This is a genomic window from Bradyrhizobium sp. (assembly GCF_049798375.1).
Taxonomy (GTDB): domain Bacteria; phylum Pseudomonadota; class Alphaproteobacteria; order Rhizobiales; family Xanthobacteraceae; genus Bradyrhizobium.
This window is the reverse complement of record NZ_JBARGP010000098.1, coordinates 1-2111: the sequence shown is the minus strand read 5'-3', so window position 1 is coordinate 2111 and position 2111 is coordinate 1. Positions and strand designations below refer to the sequence as shown.

General features: G+C 64.2%; 3 protein-coding genes and 1 pseudogene. All 4 read right to left on the bottom strand.

Features of this window, described 5'->3' with window-relative positions; translation table 11 throughout:
- A partial coding sequence (locus WA702_RS04670) for a homospermidine synthase (RefSeq protein ID WP_425109366.1) occupies positions 1-1180 on the bottom strand: 1180 nt, incomplete at its 3' end.
- 63 nt (positions 1181-1243) lie between these two features.
- Positions 1244-1633, bottom strand: a complete 390-nt coding sequence (locus WA702_RS04665) for a RidA family protein (protein WP_425109365.1) — start codon at positions 1631-1633, stop codon at positions 1244-1246.
- A gap of 90 nt (positions 1634-1723) precedes the next feature.
- Entirely contained in the window at positions 1724-1897 is a 174-nt protein-coding gene (locus tag WA702_RS04660; RefSeq protein WP_425109364.1) for a hypothetical protein, read from the bottom strand.
- Positions 1885-2111, bottom strand: a pseudogene (locus WA702_RS04655) (GNAT family N-acetyltransferase); the annotation flags it as partial. The gene WA702_RS04660 and the pseudogene WA702_RS04655, both read right to left, overlap by 13 nt.

The window sequence follows — 2111 nt, the reverse complement described above, 5'->3', positions numbered from 1 at the left end:
CGAGCTTGCGGGTCTCTTCGATGGAGAGCTGCGAGCCGTACCAGTAGGCATTGTTGTCGTGGCCGAACAACAGCACGCCGAGCTCGTCGATGCCGTCGACGATCTCGTTCTCGTCGAGGATGTGATGTTTCTCCTGCATCTTCGCGGCGCGGCCGAACATTTCGTGCAGCGACAGCACGGCATCGTCGGCCGGATGATAGGCATAGTGGCAGGTCGGCCGGTAGACCGCCTTGCCCGATGCGTCACGCACCGTGAAGTAATCGGCAATCGAGATCGACTCGTTGTGGGTGACCAGGAAGCCGTACTGCGCGCCGCGGGTCGGGCACCAGGTGCGCACGCGCGTGTTGGCGCCGGGCTGCATCAGATAGATGGCAGCACCGCAGCCGGCTTCGTGGGTGCGCGCATTCTCCGGCATCCATTTCTCATGGGTGCCCCAGCCGAGCTCGGACGGCTGCACGCCTTCCGACAGGAAACCTTCCACCGACCAGGTGTTGACGAAGACATCCGGCTCTTTCGGCTTCTTGGAGCGCTGGGTATCGCGTTCGGCGATGTGGATGCCCTTGATGCCGGCCTGGCGCATCAGGTCCGCCCACTCGGCCCTGGTCTTCGGCCGGGGAGCATTGAGCTTCAGATCGGCGGCGACGTTAAGCAGCGCCTGCTTGACGAAGAAGGAGACCATGCCGGGATTGGCGCCGCAGCAGGAGACGGCCGTGGTCGAACCCGCCGGACGCGCCCGCTTGGCGGCCAGCGTCGCTTCACGCAGCGCGTAATTGGAGCGCGCTTCCGGACCCTTCGAGGAATCGAAATAGAAGCCGAGCCAGGGCTCGTTGACGGTGTCGATATAGAGCGCGCCGAGCTCGTTGCAGAGTTCCATGATGTCGGTCGAGCCGGTGTCGACGGAGAGGTTGACGCAAAAGCCCTGTCCGCCGCCTTCGGTGAGAAGCGGGGTCAGCAATTCGCGATAGTTGTCCTTTGTCACGGCCTTCTGGATGAAGCGGACATTCTGCTTCTCGCAATGCGCCTTGCGGCCCTCGTCCTTGGGATCGATCACGGTGACGCGCGACTTGTCGTAATCGAGATGCCGCTCGATCATCGGCAACGTGCCTTTGCCGATGGAGCCGAAGCCGACCATGACGATGGGACCGGTGATCTTCGCGTAGATCTGCGAGGGAGGGCTCATGGGATGGTTTCTCCGGAACGTGCTGACGGAAGCGGATGGATGGATCAGGCGCCGCGGCGCGCTTTAGGAGCCGCGGCGCTTGGCGGTGACTTCGATCTCGACCTTCATTTCCGGCTTGTACAGCGCGGAGACGGCCACCAGCGTTGCCGCCGGCCTGATGCCGCCGAGCACCTCGCCGCAGACGGTGAAATGCGCATCGGCGTCACCGATGTCGGTGAGGTAATAGGTCGCGCGGACGATATCGGCCATCTCGAACCCGGCCTCCTTCAGGGCAACTGCGATGGTCTTGAAACAGTTGCGTGACTGGCTCGTGACATCCGGCGGCATCGTCATGGTGGTGTAATCGTAGCCGGTGGTTCCGGCGACGAAGGCGAAGTCGCCATCGACAACAGCGCGGCTGTAGCCGGCGGTCTTCTCGAACGGCGAACCGGTGGAAATCAGGCGACGGGCCATGGGACACCTCATGAAGGATTTGCCGGGGGTTTAAGGGCTTTTGCTGCAGGTGCGCAACAGAGAGTAACGAGAACCAGGACCAAGCCGCGGTCAGCAGGACCGCGAGGTGACGTCCGACGGCCTCGATGGGCCGCTCCAGCGCCTGATGACGATATCGCGGACAATCATGATCGCGAGCACGATCAGGACCAGCGTCGGCACCAGGGTCCGGTGACGCTGGACGACGATCCCATCCCGTACTGTGCGGGCCGTCAGGCCGCGCATGATACCGGCGTCGCTTTGCGCCCGCGGCGCGGTTTCCGCTCAATCGCACCGGTGGCCACGATCATGCCCCATGCGCCGTCGAGGGCGCCGGCAGTGAGTTCGCGGCCGAGCAGGCGCTCGCGCTCGAACGGCCCCGGCAGCTGCAGGCCGGCGGTCGTCTCGGCCGTGAAGCCATAGCGGGCGTAGTAGGGCGCGTCGCCGAGCAGGATCACGG